Source organism: Rhodothermales bacterium, assembly GCA_040221055.1.
Classification (GTDB): domain Bacteria; phylum Bacteroidota; class Rhodothermia; order Rhodothermales; family UBA10348; genus 1-14-0-65-60-17.
On the sequence record JAVJVN010000018.1, the window covers coordinates 155,560 to 172,883 of the forward strand.

Sequence of the window (17,324 nt, forward strand, 5' to 3'; positions counted from 1 at the left end):
CGGATCCATCCCGATCCTTCAGCAATCATTCCTGATCTCTACGTGATCATCCCCTCCCTCTCCGCATGACTGAATTGCTTGGCGTCTGGGCTGCTAGTGTCACGCCGCTCTCCCCGGACGGTGCTCCGAACGTCCCCCTGCTCGCCGAACATACGCGTTGGTTGTTTGACCACGGGTGCCACGGCGTCGTACTGTTCGGCACCACCGGCGAAGGTCCATCCTTCTCGGTCCCGGAGCGACGCGCGACGTTGGACGGGCTGGCTGCGGCCGGAATCCCGATGGACCGGCTGCTGGTGGGGACCGGTGCCGCGGCGCTGCCCGACGCCATCGAATTGACCAGGCACGCCTCCAACATGGGTGTCGCGGGCGCCCTTCTCCTGCCGCCGTTCTACTTCAAGACGGTGAGCGAAGACGGCCTGTTCGCCTCCGTGAAAGGCGTGGTGGAAGGGCTCGGCGGTGACTCCATCCGGATGGTCCTGTATCACTTTCCGCGCATGGCCGGCGTGGGGTTCTCCCCCGGACTGGTTGAGCGGCTGAAGACCGCATGGCCGGACCATATTGCCGGGATCAAGGACTCCTCCGGCGATGCCGACAACCTGACCTCCCTGTGCAAGCAGGTGGATGACCTCGCCGTATTCGCGGGCTCCGAGGCCCTCCTTCCTTATGCCCTGAACGAAGGCGGCGTCGGATGCATTTCGGCCACCGCCAACGTGACCAGCCGGCTCATCCGGGCGTTCTACGACGGCGATAACAGCCTGGGCGACCAGATGATCAGGACGCGCAAGGGCCTGGACGCCCTGCCGTTCGTGTCTACCATGAAGCTGCTTCTGGGACGCCACCACAAGAACACGGAATGGAACCGCGTGCGGGCGCCCCTCATGGAGCTCACGGCCCGTCAGCAACATCAACTGGAGCAGAGTTTGGAATCGATAGGTGCGTTGCCGAATTTCGTGTGATCCCACTCCACGTTACCCGGCTTCCGCATGTCCCGTCTTCTCCTCCTTTGCTCCACCCTTTTCCTGGCCTTCGGCGCCGTGACACCCGTTTCGGCCCAACATGAGGAGGCGCACGCCGACCATACCGCGCCACTCGGCTTCACCACGCACGAAGCCACGCACAACCAGCACGAAGCAGAGCGCATGCTGGACGCCTCGATAGACGTGGACAATCTCCGCAACTGGATGCGCCACATGACCTCCGAGGCGCAGTACACGGGATCTCCGAAGAGCAAGGCCAACGCCGAGTTCGTAGCGGACCTGTTCAGGGACTGGGGATACGACGTGGAGATCGAGGTCTTCCATGTGCTCTTTCCCACCCCCCGCGAACGTGTGGTAGAGCTCGTGGTCCCGGAACGCCGCCAGCTGGTCCTGGAAGAACCTGAAATTCCAGGGGATGCGTCGACCGCCAATCACACCAACAAGCTGCCTCCGTTCAATGCCTACTCGGCAGACGGGGACGTAGAGGCTGAGCTGGTCTATGTGAACCAGGGTTTGCCGGCGGACTACGAAGAACTGGCCCGACGCGGCATATCGGTCGAAGGCAAGATCGTGATTGCCCGGTACGGCGGCTCGTGGCGCGGCATAAAGCCCAAGGTCGCGTTTGAAAACGGGGCCATAGGATGCATCATGTATTCCGATCCGCGCGATGACGGCTACTGGCAGGGTGATGTCTATCCCGAGGGTCCATACCGCATGGGGCTGGGTACACAGAGCGGCAGTGTGGCCGACATGCCTGTTTTCCCCGGCGATCCGCTGACCCCGTTTGTCGGAGCCAAGGAGGATACGCCTCGGTTGTCGCTCGAGGAAGCCCCGACCCTCATGCAGATCCCGGTGTTGCCCATTTCCTACGACGATGCGCTGCCGCTGCTGGCGGCGCTCGAAGGACCCGTGGCTCCGCCCTCTTTCCGCGGCGCGCTGCCCATTACGTACCACCTGGGGCCGGGACCGGCCCGGGTCCGGATGAAGCTGTCGTTCAACTGGGACATCGTGCCCGCCTACAACGTGATTGCGCGATTGCCGGGATCTGAATTCCCGGACCAGTGGGTCATGCGCGGAAATCACCGCGATGCCTGGGTTTTCGGCGCATCGGATCCGATTTCAGGAACGGTCGCCATGCTGGAGGAGGCCCGCGCCATCGGGGAATTGGCCCGCGCCGGGCATCGACCGAAACGAACCGTCGTATTTGCATCCTGGGATGCCGAAGAGCCGGGACTGCTGGGATCGACCGAGTGGGCCGAATACCATGCCGACGAACTGCGGGAAAAGCTTGTGGCGTACATCAACACCGACGGCACCGGGCGCGGCTTCCTGGGCATGGGCGGATCGCACACGCTCGAGCCGTTCATCAACCAGATTGCAGCCGATGTGCCCGATCCGCGGGCGGACGGCGTTTCCCTCCAGGATCGCGTGCGTGCACGGGCGCGTTTGACGGACCCCGCAACACCCCGGACCGGCGACCTCCCGATTTCGCCGCTCGGATCGGGCTCCGACTACACCCCGTTCCTGCAGCATCTGGGCATCGCCTCCCTGAACCTGGGTTTCGGAGGCGAGTCGGGTGGCGGATCGTACCATTCGACCTACGACACGTTCGAGCACTACACCCGCTTCATCGATCCGGACTTCGTGTATACGGCAACGTTGCCGAAGGTCGCCGGCCGGGCCACGTTGCGCCTGGCCAACGCCGACGTGCTGCCCTTCCGGTTCGGGCCGTTCTCCGAACGGGTGGCTGAATACGCCACAGAAGTGCAATCGCTGGCCGAAACCATGCGCGTCGAGACGCAGCGGCACAATGCCATGGTGGACGAAGGTACGTTCGGGGTGGCCGCCGACCCCCTTGAGGGCTTCATGCTGCCGGAGGCGAAGCCCGAAGTGCCGCACATTGCGTTCGCGCCCCTGCTCAACGCCATTGACGCGCTCAAGGATGCGGCCGGTGCCGCGGACACCGCCGTAGCCGCCGCGGCCGGGAATCCCGAACGCCTCGAGGAATTGAATCGTGGCCTGTACCGGACGGAGCGTGCCATGACCAGCGAAACCGGTCTGCCGCGCCGCCCCTGGTTCCGCCACCAGATCTATGCGCCGGGACTCTACACGGGGTATGGCGTGAAGACACTGCCGGGTGTCCGCGAAGCCATCGAGGAGCGGTACTGGGAAGAAGCCGACCGGGAAATCAACCGGCTTGCAGGGACACTTCGGGCACTGGCTGCTGAACTGAGAGCGGTAGCCGGACCGTAAACGTGCTGCCTTCCCCTTTCGTGCTCCGGACATCCATGCTGCCATCCATCTTTCCGACGAGGCGCTGACAGATGGCGAGGCCCAGACCCACGCCTTCGTGCGTGCGGGAAAGGCCACGCGATTCCTGCTGATACTCATCGAAAATCCGGGGCAGGAATCCGGCGTCAATGCCCACGCCGGTATCCTCGACCTCGATCTGGAAACAGGCCTCATCGCTTCCCACACGAACCGCTATGTGCCCTTCGTCGGTGAACTTGATGGCATTGTGCAACAAATTCGTCAGGATCCGCGATACGGCACCCTCGTCCACATGGGCCCATATCTCGGGAGCTCCCGCGACGACGTCGACGCGGAGCCCTTTTTCGGCAATCCGGCGACTGAACAACTGAACCAGATCCCGGGCCAGCTGGACCACATCCACGGATTGCCCCTCCAGCTGCAACGCTCCGGATTCCAATTGCGCCAAGGCCAATACGGAGTCGAGTGTCAACTGAAGGCGATCGCCTCCTTGCCGGATGACCGATGCCAATTCCCGGAGTTCACCCTCGGTCTCCTCCATCAGTACGTCGGCGAACCCGATGATGCTGGACAGCGGCGTGCGCAATTCGTGGCTCATGTTCGCCAGGATGGCTGATTTCAGCCGGGCCACTTCTTCTGCCGCCTCCTTCGCCTTGTGAAGACCGGTTACGTCCACCAGGATGCCCGTCAAGAGGGTTTCGTCACCCGAATGACCCACAATGCGCACAAGGTCACGGATCCAGATCATGCCGCCATCCCGCGTCCGCATGCGGTATTCCAGAGCATGGTCCTGGCCAAGGCTGGTCGAGAGCTGACAACTCTGAACGACCCGATCCCGATCGTCCTCGTGGATTGCGCGGACCCAGTGTCCGGCATCGTCCACCCACTCCTCCGGCTCGTATCCCAAAAGGCTGCGAACCCGGTCCGATACGAAGGTGAACGCCGTTCGGCCGGTACGCACGTCCATACGGGCCTCCCAGACGATCGCGTCAAGTTGATTCACGAGCCCCTGGAACCGATCCTCGGCCTGTTTACGCTCGGAAATGTCGGTCAACATGCCGATGGCACCCGCAAAATTGCCGGTGTCATCATGGAAAGGGCTGGCCGTGACCAGCGTCCACAGCACGTCGCCGGACTTGGTCAGGAAACGAAGGTCATAGGTTTCCTTGACGCCCCGTTTCCGCTCGGAGAATTTGGATTCATTGCGGGACCGATCCTCGGAATGGATGAATTCACTGACTCGGCGACCCATGAGTTCACTGGCCGAATAGCCGAGCATTTCGGAAATCCGGGCATTTACGAAACTGGTCTTCGCGTTGGCATCCACCAGCCAGATGCCCTCGTTCGTTGTGTCGACGATGGCGCGATACTTCGAGTCCCCATCCACCATCACGGCCGTTCCCGCGAACACTCCGTCGTCCCGCCACAGGGGTCGGAACGTCAGCAGCACATTCCGCTCAGTCCCGTCCGCGGCCAGGATGGACCGTAGGCGGGTCTGGGTTTCTCCCCGCTCCATAAGGCCGGAAAATTCATCCCCGGGAATGTCCGGAAGCACCAGTGACAGCGGTTGACCGACTATCGCTCGGGCCGACCAGCCAAGCACGGCTTCAGCCGCACGGTTCCATACGGAAATGACCTGCCGCGTATCCACAACGAAAACGGCCTGGCCGATCGCATTCAGCAGGAGATGTTCCATTCCGATCAGGATTCGAGTACAACGGGGACGGATTTGAACGCCGGGGTTCGACTTCGTGTATCGACAATCCTGTCCAAAAGTATATTCGATTCCGGAAAATACATGGCCGCGGCACCCGGACGGATGCGGTCGAACACGGAAACCCGGATGTTGGGCATGGTGCCTGCGGGGCCGTTCACGCGCACACGCTGACCGTCCCGGAGTCCTTGCGCGGCGGCGGTATCAGGATGAACCAGGATCACGTCGCGGGCGGTCTGTCCCCGATACAGGTCCTCCTCCTCATACACCACGGTGTTGAATTGCCCCTCGCTCCGGATGGTCATGAGCGTGAGCGTGCCATCATCGGCCGACGGTGGTTCAGGAAGTGGATGTACCAGCAAGCGGGCCTTTCCGTCCGGCGTAGGGAAACCCGGCGTATGGAAGGTTCGGCCGGCAATCTGGAATTCCTCCTTCGTGGTGTCGATGTCCGCAATGGCTCCGTAACCCGGCACGATCGTTCCTATGAGACGGCGGATGCCCTCCGTGCTGCCGAGCGTCGTCCAATCCAATCGTTCGGCTCCGGGGACCCACGGATGGGCCGAGCCCATGGATGCACCGAGTGTGGCAATGACATCTGTTTCAGGGCGTGCACCTGCAATACGGGCCGGGCCGCCATCCGACATGCGAACGTAGTTGAACATGGACTCCTGGGTGGTCGGCTCGGGCTCCTCGTCCCAGGCCAGGACCGGCAGGATCCAGGTGTCTTTTCCGGTGCCGTGCGCGTGTCCGGTATTCAGGGTCGTGCTCAGATATACCACGGTCTCCACCTGTTGCAGGGCCTGCGCGGCAAATGCGGAATCCGGATTCGAACCGTACAGGTTGCCGCCCAGGCACAGCGCAAACCGCATGTGTCCCTCGGCCGCGGCCTCCATACAGGCCAGGGTGTCACGGCCGGGCCGCGTGGGCAGTTGGATTCCCAGGTGCTCCTCCATGCCGTCGAAGATCTGTTTTTTCAGCTCGGGCGTCACGCCCATGGATCCCATGCCCTGCACGTTGGAATGTCCCCGGATGGGCATGAGTCCCGCGCCGGGCTTGCCTACCATGCCCCGGATGAGGGCCAGGTTGGCCATGGCCTGCACGCTGGCCGTTCCATGGGTATGATGCGTGATCCCCATCGCCCAGCTGAACACCACCCGCTCGGCGGTTGCATAGTCGGAGGCCGTCGCCAGGATCTCTTCCCGGCTCACGCCACTCGATGCCTCGATATCGGTCCAGGACAGGCGTTCCACATGCGCACGGAAAGCCTTGGGGGATGCACACCATCCATCCAGGAATGCCTGGTCTTCGGCGCCCATCTCGAACACGGCCTTCGCCAGGCCCGTGAAAAAGGCCAGATCGCCGCCGGGACGCGGTTGTACGAACCGTGAGGCCACGCGCGTGCCGAACAGCATGCTCCGGATATCGCTGGGCACCTTGAACCGCTCGAGTCCCGGTTCACGTACGGGGTTCACCACAATAACCTTCCCCCCGCGCCGTCGAAGGTGCATGAGGGAGGTCATGAGCCGCGGATGGTTGCTGGCCGGATTCGCCCCGACGACGAACACCAGATCCGCCTTGTCCAGATCCTCCAGCACGACCGTCGCCGTTCCGGTCCCCAGACTGCCCGACAAACCTACACCACTCGCTTGGTGGCAATAGAAGCTGCAATTGTTGACGTTGTTGGTGCCGTAAGCCCGGGCCAGCAATTGCAACAGGAAACCGGCCTCGTTGCTGGAGCGACCCGAAAAGTAGAAGAAACTTTCGTCGGGCGGCGTCGCGGCCAGTTTCTCGGCGATGGCCTCCAGCGCCTCGTCCCAGGAGACGGGTGCATAACGCGACTGGCCCGCCCGGCGTACCACCGGGCGGGCCAGTCGGCCTGCATGTTCCAATTGCCGCGGCGACAGGCTCCGCAGCCGGTCCACCGGATGCGTTGCCCAGAAGGCGTCCGGAATGGCCGATTGCATGTCCGACACCATGGCCTGGAGGCTCTTCTTGCACACTTCAGGGAAATGTCCAGCCTCATTCACCATGCCACCGGACTGCCCGCCCATGCCCAGTGCACAGGTCTTGCACGCGTTGCGCGTGCGCATGGCTTTCCAGAGGGATCGGAGGCCTCCGGCCTCACCGGCCTTGCGGAAGGTATAGGCCAGCGCCTGCCACCCGCCGCCTGAAGTCGGACTATTTCCCGGTGTACTTGGCCACATCCACCTTGTAGTCACGGACGAATTTGGCAACAATCGGGGACTTTGAATTCAGCCATTCCGGATTGATCATCTTGGCAGAGAGTGCCTTGGCGTCATCAATCTTTCCATCCACCCGGATTTTGTCGAATGCCTTGATGGTGCGCGCCTTGCGTCCATCCACGCCCTTGCCATTCAGGATATACTTGTCGGGCGTGTTGCTCTTGCGAACCGACTTCTTTTTCGCTCCACCGGACTTCCTGGCCGTGGACTTGGGTTTGGCTCCGAACAATTCCTCGACACTGGTTCCAGCATCGGCACACATCTTCTCAATTTTCTTCCGCAGTTGTTTGTGCGTACGTTCCCGCAATTTCTTGAGCTGCTGCTCAATCTTTGCGCGTTCTTTTTCCACGCTGGTCTTCTGCTCTATCAGCTCCTGGAGGTTTTCCATCATGACGGTCGGGTTTTGGGAATTAAAATGTGAACATTCATGTTCATCCCGCCAAGATAATTGCATGCACCTGGATTAACAGGAGTGTGAACCTTTAATTCACACTATCTGCCAAAACGGGCTGTGTCCATGCCATTTCAACTTCCCGATCATGATTAGGGTTGATTTTCGGGGTATCTGAAACAATTCTGGCCCGCACAAACATTTCGGATCCATCAAATGAATATGTGGCCGAAATGCCAACGGTTGAATGCAATACGATTCCGATATCGTCGCTGAATGTTGTGGTCAGCAGATTGCCTTCGGCATCGTATACGGATTCAGCGCCGGGATCATGGTCCACCCGCGTACCCAGGAACTCTATGCGGTAGGAAACACCATCTTCCGGCTCTATTTCGACACTGTACAGGCCACCACCGGCACGGACATCTTTCAATTCGACACCGGTGGACGCGTAGAATGCACCATTCTCCATGGCGGAAAGCAGGGCTTCAGGAGCACGTTCCGACGCCCGCACCATCACCCAACCGCGGCCAACGTTTGCTCGATTCATGGCTGTTTCGTGGTAATTGTGCGCATCATCCACCGCCAGACCGAACATCAACGGACGTCCATCACGGACGCGGATGGTGTTGACCACATCCCACATCCGCTCGGTGCCCATGCGCAGGGAATCGCCATTGTTGTTCACCAGGGGGTGACCATTGTAGACTTCAAAGAAGCGTTCGCCGTCAATGACCGCCAATTCTTCCGCAAGCACAGCCCAACCGAAATTGGGATGATTGATGTGTGGAAACATGGTCACACCCAACCGATCCCGTTGCTCAAGAACCCGGTTCACATTGGCCTGCATGACCTCCACGACACTCCTGAGGGTGTCTCCTGCCGATTCCGCCTCCCTGCCGGCCGGATGAATGTATTCCTGCAGGTTGGTGGCGTTCACATGGATGGGTTTGCGCCCGAACCGGTCTGATATTTCCTCGGCCTGAATGAGCAACATCCGTTCGGAAAACCGGGATCGGTACTCCGAAAACGTCTTGAGACGTACCTGGAGCGTCGTATCGACCTGGCGGGTTTCCACCCATTCCTCACCGAACGCGGCCAGATACCGATCGAAAATCGGGCGGCGCAGTGCATTGATGTCCATCCAGCGCGCCGTATCGGCCGCCATGGTATTGTGATCGGAAATGGCCAGGAAGTCATAGCCATTGTCTGCATACCATTGTGCAATAGACTCCGGAAAATCATCCCCGTCGCTCCAGAACGAGTGCGTGTGCAGATTGCCCTTGAACCATGTGGCGGGCGGTTCCGGATTGGTGCATCCAGACACAAAAACGGGTATGCAAAGCAAAAAAAGGAATAGGGCAGGAAATCCGGCGGTACGCATGGTGGGGTTTCAGGGATGATTGATCTTTGGGATGATACCGATTGTCGTATCTTCCGACACATCTTTTTTGTCCCTCAGTCCACCCTGTTTTTGTGCCCCACATCCTTTCCGTCGTCGGTGCCCGACCCAATTTCATGAAAGTCGCGGCGCTGGATGCCGCGTTCCGCACCCAATCCGCCATTCGGCACAGCATTGTCCACACCGGACAGCACTACGACGAAAAGATGAGTGACATCTTTTTCCGGGAGATGGCGCTTCCCGAACCGGATGTGTTCATGGGCGTCGGAGGGGGCAGTCATGCCAGGCAGACGGCCGCCATCATGCAGGCGTTCGAGGACGTGGTCCTGGAAATGGCCCCGGACGCCGTGCTCGTGGTGGGCGATGTCAATTCCACCATGGCCTGTTCCCTGGTCGCCTCGAAACTGCATGTCCCCATTGTCCATGTGGAAGCCGGTCTGCGGTCCGGTGACCGCGGCATGCCGGAGGAAATCAACCGTATTGTGACGGACGCCATTGCCGATGTCCTGTATGTCAGCGATCCGTCCGGCATGGACTTCCTTGAAGCGGAAGGCGTGCCGGCCAGCAAGGTGCACTTCGTGGGCAACGTGATGATCGATTCGCTCCATCGCTACCGGCCCCTGGCCGACGCCCGCCCCGTCCTGGACGACTGGGCACTGTCTCCCGGCGGATACATCCTGCTGACCCTGCATCGTCCCGCCACGGTGGACAGCGCAGACGGCCTGGCCCGGATGGCCGGCGTATTCGAGGCGCTCGCGGGTGAATGGCCCGATCAGCCCCTCGTGTTCCCCATCCATCCCCGGACCCGGGCCAACATGGAACGGTTCGGCCTGGCCGATCGGTTCGCCGCCATCCGTACGCTGCAGCTGCACGAACCGGTGGGCTACCTGGATTTCCTGAAGCTGCAATCGGCCGCGCGCTTCATCGTGACGGACTCCGGTGGCATCCAGGAGGAGAGCACCATCCTGGAGGTACCGTGCCTGACGCTTCGCCCCAATACGGAGCGCCCCGTCACCATCACCCATGGAACGAACGTGTTGCTGCCGCCCGACACCCCCGACCTGGCCGGGCGCGTCCTGGCCTACGTCCGCGAGGCGAACGAGGGACGCTGGAAAACGGCGCAGCCCATTGACGGGTGGGATGGTCACGCCGCCGAGCGGATTGCCGCGGACCTGCTGACCCGGTTCTGACGCGCCGGTTCTGACGCCCCGACTACTCACCCATCCGCCTACCCGGCCCTACCAGCCCTCCGGACGGAAGAACTCCCCCTGCCCATCCTCCATCCGGTCCGGAAACTGACACCGGGACAGGTTTTTCCGGGTAATGGATCGAATGAAGTCGGCGTTCCGCTCAATGTCCTTCACCGGATGGGTATGCGGATTCAGTACCCCGATCTTCAGGCCGATCTCGCGACGGATGATCTTGAGGGGTTCGGCCAGGTCGGAATCATTGGACATGAGCACGCCCACGTCAAATGCATCCATATGGGCATCGTGCACCATGTGGGAAGCCAGGTTCACATCCGTCCGCTTTTCCTCCGTCTTGAGTACCTCGGCCGTCGTGACATCGTCCGACTCCGGGTGTGCCAGGGGCAGCCGGGTAACGTGCGTGCGGAACTGGCCGAACTGAAGTTCAACCGAGGGCAGTGTCCGGAGCGCCCGGAGGTATGTCCGTTGCCGGGCAGGGCGCAACCCGTCATCCCCGCGGTCCTCCAGCAAAGCCGTGTAGTACTTTATGCGCACCACATCGTACTCGTGGAGCATGTCCGCGCAAAGCGCCTCCAGGTCCAGCCATTTGAAGGAGGTTCGGCTGAGGGCACCGTAAAACAGGTTCCAGGCATCTATGTAGACTACAGCTCGCATTCGGGTGGTGCTCATGCGGGTAATATATGCCATCTTGTCGCCGCCTGACGTAGTTTGCGCCATGCATTTCATCCGCACCCTTTTACTCAGCCCCCGCTTCCTCTCGGCGTTTTTCCTCGCGGTGGTGTTCGCGGCTCCGACCCAGGCCCAGAAGGACGGCCTCCTCCAGCCCGGCGATGACATCCACCGCTTCCTGGAGCGGATGCAGACCGCAGGCTTGCTGAATGGGGCCCATCTCTCCCATCGGCCCCTCTCGGCCTATGAGGCCCGCGGGTATCTGGACCAGGTTTCGGACGCCGATTCGGGGAATGCGCTCAGCTCCGTGGACCGGACCTTGCTGGCCCGCTACCGGGACCTCGACCCCACATGGCGCAACGACCTCTTCGGCGCGGAGAGCTCGGACACGCTCGGCGGTCGCACCGACTGGGCCGTCCAGATCAACCCCCTGCTGAATATGTCGGCCGGGCGCGCATTCCTGGTGAGCGAAGAGGATCCCGCATTGCCCATTACCGGCAATTCCTTCCGGAATGTCTGGCAGAACTCCCGGGGCGCCCGCCTGTCGGGACACATCGGCCCATATCTGTTCTTCGAGGGTCGGCTGACCGAAAACCAACGCCAACCGCTCATCAACCGCCTTCGGGACAGCTCGGCGCCGGGACTGCCCAGCGTACAATTCAAGAACGGCGACACGTACGACTGGATGGATTCCCAGGGCATGATCGGCCTCCGGACCAATCATTTCGAAGTCCGGTTCGGCCGCGACCGGAACCTGTGGGGCACGGGCACATCCTCCACCATGCTGTCCGACTTCCCGACCGCATACGACCAGGTCCAGATCCGGACGAGCGTATGGCGTCTGCAGTATACCAACCTGTTTGCGGCCCTGGCAGTGACGGGCGCCGGTACACCCACTGGATTCCGCCCGCGCAAATACTCGGCCATGCATCGCCTGGCCATCCGGATTACGGACCGGATTGAAGTCGGTCTGTTCGAGACCGTCGTCTTCGCCACCGACTCCCTGGGCACGCGCGACCGGTTCGACTTGGCCTACGCCAATCCCATCATCCTGTACCGGGCCGCCGAGCGCGACCGGGGGTCACCGGACAATGTGCTCATTGGCCTGTCGGGCTCCTGGCGGCCGGTGGACAACGTGCGCCTGTACGGGGAGTTCATGCTGGATGAATTCGCCAGCTCGTTCTTCGGAGAGGAATGGTGGGCCAACAAGTGGGCCTGGATGACCGGCGTCCACGTGACGAACCTGCCGTTGGAACGACTGGACCTGCGGGCCGAAGTGGCACGCATCCGCCCCTTCATGTATGCCCATAAGGGGGACTACAACGCGTTCACCCATTTCGGGGATGGCCTCGGGCATCCCGCGGGCGCCAACGCCATCGAATTCGACCTGCGTGCGCACTACACGGCTACGGCGCGGCTCGCCCTGTCGGGCTCAGCGCGCCTGCACCGCCAGGGCATGGACCTGCCCGGCGAGAACATGGGCGCCGACCCCACCCGCAGCTACCAGACCCGCTTGCGCGACTTCGGCCACACCTTTCTGCAAGGCGACCTTGCGGAAACGATGGACCTCCAGGGCTCGGCGCACTGGAATGTCTGGTCGGATCTGGTCCTGGATGCAGGCGTTCGGGTCTACCGTACATCGCGTGAAAGCACCGGCAGTGCCACCTGGCTGCTGCCTGAAGTCGCCGTGCGCTGGGGCATCCCGCTGAATCATCGCATCCATTGAATTATTGAAATGAAAAAAGCTCTCATTACAGGCGTCACCGGACAGGACGGCGCGTATCTTGCCGAACTGCTCCTCGAAAAGGGCTACGAGGTCCATGGCGTCAAGCGGCGATCCAGCTCATTCAACACGGGGCGCATCGATCATCTCTACCAGGATCCCCACAACCCGGATCAGCGGTTCATCCTGCATTACGGCGACCTGACCGACTCGACGAACATCATCCGGATTGTCCAGGAAGTCCAACCCGACGAAATCTACAACCTGGGGGCCCAGAGCCACGTCCAGGTCAGCTTCGAGACCCCCGAGTACACGGCCAACTCCGACGCGGTCGGCGTGCTTCGCATATTGGAAGCCATCCGGATCCTCGGCCTCCAGGAAAAGACCCGGTTCTACCAGGCCTCCACGTCCGAGCTGTTCGGACTCGTCCAGGAAGTGCCGCAGAAGGAAACCACGCCGTTCTACCCCCGCAGTCCGTACGGTGTCGCCAAACTCTACGGCTACTGGATTACGGTCAACTACCGGGAAGCCTACGGCATGTACGCCTGCAACGGCATCCTCTTCAACCACGAGAGCCCCATCCGCGGCGAGACCTTCGTTACGCGCAAGATCACCCGGGCTGCGGTCAACATTTCGCTCGGCCGTCAGGACTGCCTGTACCTCGGCAACCTGGACGCCAAGCGCGACTGGGGTCACGCCAAGGACTACGTGCGTGGCATGTGGCTGATGGTCCAGCAGGACACTCCACAGGATTATGTCCTGGCCACGGGCGAGACGCATACGGTCCGCTCCTTCTGCGACAGTGCGTTTGCGGCGGCCGGCATGAAGATCACGTGGGAGGGCTCCGGTGTCGACGAAGTCGGTGTGGATTCCGCCACCGGAAAGCGTGTCGTTGCCGTTGATCCCCGATATTTCCGCCCGACAGAAGTCGACCTGCTCATTGGCGATGCCTCCAAGGCCCGGCAGGAGCTCGGCTGGGTGCCGGAATACACCCTGCAGGAAATGATCCAGGAAATGGTCGAAAGCGACCTAAAAAACGCGTCCAAATGAACATCGGCATTGTAGGAACCGGATACGTCGGCCTTGTCACGGGCACGTGTTTCGCGGAAATGGGATACGACGTGACCTGCGTCGACATCGATCCGGCGAAAGTGGAAAAATTGTCGGCCGGAACGCCGACCATCTTCGAAACCGGCCTCGAACTGCTGCTGAAGCGCAACATCAAGGAAGGCCGGTTGTCCTTCACGACGCAGCTGGCCGATGCGGCAATGTCCTGCAAGGTGCTGTTTTTTGCCCTCCCTACCCCGCCCGGCGGTGACGGCGAGGCCGATCTGTCGTACGTGGAGGGAGCCGCCCGGGATCTGGGACGCATCTGGAACGAGTCCGGATTCGACGGCTACTGCGTGGTGGTCAACAAGTCGACCGTACCGGTCGGCACGGCCGACCGGGTGCGCGGCATCCTTGAGGAAGCCGGCCACGTGGCCGGGGCCCGATTCGACGTCGTATCGAACCCCGAATTCCTGCGCGAAGGCGTCGCTATCGCTGACTTCATGAAGCCCGAGCGGATTGTCGTGGGTACGTCGTCACAGGCCGCCGAGGACATCATGCGCAGCATCTACGAGCCCTTCGTGCGCCAGGGCAATCCCATCCTGATCATGGACGAACGGTCCTCGGAAATGACCAAGTACGCCGCCAACTCCTTCCTGGCCACCAAGATATCGTTCATCAACGAGGTCGCGAACCTGTGCGAGCGCGTGGGCGCGAACGTGGACCACGTGCGCCAGGGCATCGGCACCGATTCGCGCATTGGCAACCTCTTCCTGTATCCCGGCGTCGGCTTCGGCGGCAGTTGCTTCCCGAAGGATGTCCAGGCATTGCATCGTACATCCCGCCAGAACGGATACGATTTCCGCATCCTGGATGCCGTGCTCGAAGTCAACGACCGTCAGCGCCACCGTCTCTCGAAGGCCATCATCGACCGCTTCGGCGGATCCCTGGCCGGTCGTACCATCGCGGTCTGGGGCCTGGCCTTCAAAGCCCGGACCGACGATGTCCGCGAGTCCCCGGCCCATTACATCATCCGGGACCTGTTGGATGCGGGCGCGCGGGTAAAAGCGTTCGATCCGGAAGCCATGGACACCACGCGCGCCGTATTCGGGGATGCGATTGCCTACGGCGACGAGCCCTACGCGGTCCTCGAGGGGGCCGATGCGCTCGCCATCTGCACCGAGTGGCATGAATTCCGCCGTCCGGACTTCGACGAAGTCAAGGCACTGCTGAAAGCACCCATGGTGTTCGACGGCCGAAACCTCTACAAGCCCGAGCGCATGCGCGCCATGGGCTTCGAGTACACCTCCATCGGGCGGCCCTAGGTCAGCCTCATTAAGGCTGAACCTGTCTCTCGCACCTCCCTTCGGTACCGATGGTCGATAAATGGCGCGAAAGCGCGGCGTAGTGCAGGAAAACGCGTCAGAAAGTCGATTTTTGGACGATCAAGCCTGTTTTTGCGCGCAATACCGACTGAACCGGCCCTCCTGGGTGGCGTGAAAGGCCCGTAAACTGGCGTATGTACCGCAGTTCCTGGCGCGAAACCCAACCTATCTGGCACGTTTCTCGTCATACTTGGCACGTATGCAGGATACGCGGGGAAGCGCCAAACAGGGCACGCCCCCTGACTGTAGCGGCCGAAGACGTCTTTCCTTTGGTCGCCGAAGGCATCTTTCCTTTGGTCGCCGAAGTCGTCGGTCCTTTGATCGCCGAATGCACCCTTACTTCTGTTGCCCTCGCCACGCACGGATCTTGTTAAACGCGCCACATTTACAGATTTTCGCGCCACATTTCGAACGACTTGCGCCAACTTCAATGTATTGTGTGCCAAATAAGATGACGTTCGCGCCAACTTTTTCGGGCGGATCCACGGCCAATGAACGACATCGTAACATCGGTGGTCAATTGGGACTCGCTGGTCCCAAAGCTCCCGACGGGCAATGTTCGTTTCCAGGGCATACAGGCTGTTTTTCAGGACCCTGGTCGTGCCGTATCGGGATTCATCGAGTAGAAAACCCATGAGCGCGTCCTGGGTATGCCCGAGAGGTATCGTTTCGAGCCAATTAGAGGGCTACGCAATGGAAGGGGCTCGCGGAGAAAGGATCAACCTGCGAACTGAGTGAACCTGAAAGCCACGCGAATTCACCGCCGTACATAGCGTCGTCTGGGCTGGCCGTCTGGATCCCAAGGCGGCAGGTATCTGATAAGCCTACGCCGGGAGACTGTGGATGGGGTGCAGGGAGCGAATGAGGTGGATAGCGCGGACGTTCCGGATGAACCCACGGCACGGGAACGCCGCGCAATGCGCAGTTCGCCCTGAAGCATGCGCAAGATGACGCGTTCATAGCACGGGTGCAATGGAGAACGCTCCGACCACTTCAAATTCCATCGCGCCCATTTCGCTCGGTCGTCGATTGAATTCTCCCAGGCCTCATCCAGGAGTTTTCGAGCGGCATCGCTTAGTTCATAGACCGTCGCTCTCGTTTTGCCGGAGCGCTTCAGGATTCCCATCTCGACCAGAATACCCAGCCATCGCGAAAGCGTCCTGACCGGAACCAGCTTGACGTAGATAAATACGGCGCGCACGCTTTTCACACCCATGGGCTCTACATGGGCCATGAAACTCCGGATGAGCCAGTAAAAGGGGTGTGCGTCCATGTCCAACAAGACACGGCGCGGAACACTTCGCAACCTTCAGAGCCGACGGAACGCGCCTCAGCGCATGCTGTGAACCAATTCGATGGAGGGGCGGGCCGCTTCCAGGCCGAATCCTCCACCGGATAAAATATCCTCGTAGACCCGGGTGTGAAGGTCCTTGAAGCCTCCCGAGAACTCGAACGCATCGCCGTCCAATTCCAGGCGACGCCACGTTGGCATGCCGGCGTGCACGGCTTCGTCCGGCAAGTCCGATGCATCCACCGACAGGAACCACTCCACGTCGGCGTTCTCCAGTTCGAGGGTGCCGCCCATCTTGCCGGACTCCCGGACCGTGACATCCGATCGGCGCGCCGGACCGAATATCCAGAGGAGCATGTCGAAGAAGTGGATGCCGATGTTGGTCGCTACGCCACCCGACTTCGCCATGTCTCCCTTCCATGAGTGGGTGTACCAGGTGCCCCGGGAGGTGATGTACGTCAGACGGATGCTGTGTCGACGGCCAGCAACCCGTCCCGACCGGACCCGCTCACGCAGCGCTATGATGGCCGGATGCAGACGCAACTGCAATACATTGTAGATGCGTTGGCCGGATTCCCGCTCCATCTGCTCAAGCGCATCGACATTCCACGGGTTCAGGACGAGGGGCTTCTCGCAGATGGCGTCGGCGCCCACGCGCAGGGCGAAGCGGATGTGCGCATCGTGCAGGTAATTGGGCGATACGATGCTGACGTAATCGAGCCCCTGGCCCGCTCGGCGCAGCTTTTCCACATGACGGTCAAACCGCTCGAACTCCGTGAAGAAGGCAATGTCGTATCCATAGGAATCCAGGATACCCACGGAATCATGCGGATCCAGCGCGGCCACGAGTGTCCCTCCGGTATCGTGGATGGCCTGCATGTGACGCGGGGCGACGAATCCGGCGGCGCCGATGAGCGCGTATCGCTTGGAGGGTGTATGCATGTCCGAAATATAGTGACACATTTGTGACAACTTCCGGCGCGGGTCGGGCGAATATGGAGGT

General features: G+C 61.2%; 12 protein-coding genes. 6 read left to right on the forward strand and 6 right to left on the reverse strand.

Annotation, left to right across the window (positions count from 1 at the left end):
- Positions 1 to 65: 65 nt before the first annotated feature.
- On the forward strand, positions 66 to 956 hold the full coding sequence (locus RIE53_11750) for a dihydrodipicolinate synthase family protein (protein ID MEQ9105356.1): 891 nt from the start codon (positions 66 to 68) through the stop codon (positions 954 to 956).
- A gap of 27 nt (positions 957 to 983) precedes the next feature.
- Positions 984 to 3,230 carry a transferrin receptor-like dimerization domain-containing protein gene (locus tag RIE53_11755; protein ID MEQ9105357.1) on the forward strand — a complete coding sequence of 749 codons (2,247 nt, stop codon included), beginning with the start codon at positions 984 to 986 and terminating at the stop codon, positions 3,228 to 3,230.
- On the opposite strand, the gene RIE53_11760 is transcribed toward RIE53_11755, so the two are convergent.
- From RIE53_11760 to RIE53_11775, 4 genes are all read right to left on the reverse strand, one after another.
- Positions 3,166 to 4,944, reverse strand: a complete 1,779-nt coding sequence (locus RIE53_11760; GenBank protein ID MEQ9105358.1) for a PAS domain S-box protein — start codon at positions 4,942 to 4,944, stop codon at positions 3,166 to 3,168. The two genes, RIE53_11755 and RIE53_11760, sit on opposite strands and share 65 nt — an antisense overlap.
- Positions 4,945 to 4,949: 5 nt before the next feature.
- The gene (locus RIE53_11765) at positions 4,950 to 7,166 is read right to left on the reverse strand and encodes an FdhF/YdeP family oxidoreductase (GenBank protein MEQ9105359.1); all 2,217 of its coding nucleotides are present in this window, start codon (positions 7,164 to 7,166) and stop codon (positions 4,950 to 4,952) included.
- Complete coding sequence (locus RIE53_11770; protein ID MEQ9105360.1) at positions 7,141 to 7,596, reverse strand: H-NS family nucleoid-associated regulatory protein; 456 nt, start codon at positions 7,594 to 7,596, stop codon at positions 7,141 to 7,143. The genes RIE53_11765 and RIE53_11770 overlap by 26 nt, the downstream gene beginning before the upstream one ends.
- A 91-nt stretch (positions 7,597 to 7,687) precedes the next feature.
- A complete protein-coding gene (locus RIE53_11775) occupies positions 7,688 to 8,923 on the reverse strand; it encodes a hypothetical protein (GenBank protein ID MEQ9105361.1) in 1,236 nt (411 codons plus the stop codon).
- Positions 8,924 to 9,072: 149 nt separating this feature from the next.
- Here RIE53_11775 and wecB point away from each other — a divergent pair, with 149 nt between their 5' ends.
- Positions 9,073 to 10,188: a UDP-N-acetylglucosamine 2-epimerase (non-hydrolyzing) gene (gene wecB / locus RIE53_11780; protein ID MEQ9105362.1), complete on the forward strand. Its 1,116-nt coding sequence runs from the start codon at positions 9,073 to 9,075 to the stop codon at positions 10,186 to 10,188.
- A gap of 48 nt (positions 10,189 to 10,236) precedes the next feature.
- Here the strand turns inward: wecB and RIE53_11785 are convergent, their stop codons facing one another.
- Positions 10,237 to 10,875, reverse strand: coding sequence for an NYN domain-containing protein (locus tag RIE53_11785; GenBank protein MEQ9105363.1), 639 nt, complete (start codon positions 10,873 to 10,875; stop codon positions 10,237 to 10,239).
- Between the two features lie 46 nt (positions 10,876 to 10,921).
- Here RIE53_11785 and RIE53_11790 point away from each other — a divergent pair, with 46 nt between their 5' ends.
- Genes RIE53_11790 through RIE53_11800 form a run of 3 tightly spaced genes read left to right on the forward strand, consistent with a single transcriptional unit; the run spans position 10,922 to position 14,970 of the window.
- Positions 10,922 to 12,601, forward strand: coding sequence for a capsule assembly Wzi family protein (locus RIE53_11790; protein MEQ9105364.1), 1,680 nt, complete (start codon positions 10,922 to 10,924; stop codon positions 12,599 to 12,601).
- A 9-nt stretch (positions 12,602 to 12,610) separates the two neighbouring features.
- Entirely contained in the window at positions 12,611 to 13,648 is a 1,038-nt protein-coding gene (gene gmd, locus RIE53_11795) for a GDP-mannose 4,6-dehydratase (protein MEQ9105365.1), read from the forward strand.
- Positions 13,645 to 14,970, forward strand: coding sequence for a UDP-glucose/GDP-mannose dehydrogenase family protein (locus RIE53_11800; GenBank protein ID MEQ9105366.1), 1,326 nt, complete (start codon positions 13,645 to 13,647; stop codon positions 14,968 to 14,970). The genes gmd and RIE53_11800 overlap by 4 nt, the downstream gene beginning before the upstream one ends.
- A 1,390-nt stretch (positions 14,971 to 16,360) precedes the next feature.
- Here RIE53_11800 and RIE53_11805 read toward each other — a convergent pair.
- A complete protein-coding gene (locus RIE53_11805) occupies positions 16,361 to 17,263 on the reverse strand; it encodes a Gfo/Idh/MocA family oxidoreductase (protein MEQ9105367.1) in 903 nt (300 codons plus the stop codon).
- Positions 17,264 to 17,324: the final 61 nt, after the last annotated feature.